At 40.1% G+C, this 309-nt stretch carries 1 protein-coding gene; it reads left to right on the top strand.

What is annotated here, in order from left to right:
• Nucleotides 1-140: 140 nt before the first annotated feature.
• Nucleotides 141-309 (top strand): helix-turn-helix domain-containing protein (locus tag RFX69_RS05360; protein ID WP_309168798.1); only part of this gene is annotated, 169 nt, incomplete at its 3' end.

Genomic DNA, 309 nt, shown 5'->3' with positions numbered 1-309 from the left:
ATTTAACATAATATACATTATACGAACAATTATTGTAACTCCAAAATAGAAATGTCCGGTTTCTCCAAAGTAAAAATGTCCGCTTTTAGAATATGCACTTCTGCAATTTCCTTAGCGGACGGTTTGATATGTTGGTGTCTATGTCGGATAAAGAACTTAAACGATTGTCGGTCTTGCAGGAAATCTGCGATCAACGCATAACTCAATCCCAGGCTGCTCAGCTACTTCATATTTCAGAACGTCAGATCAGACGCTTACTGCAGAAATACAAAGCTCAAGGTCCATCTGCATTAGCCCATGCCGGTCGTG

The organism is Acinetobacter sp. 148, assembly GCF_031196675.1.
Lineage (GTDB): Bacteria > Pseudomonadota > Gammaproteobacteria > Pseudomonadales > Moraxellaceae > Acinetobacter > Acinetobacter baumannii.
Note: the sequence above shows the minus strand (reverse complement) of the source record. Positions and strands in the feature narration are given on the sequence as shown.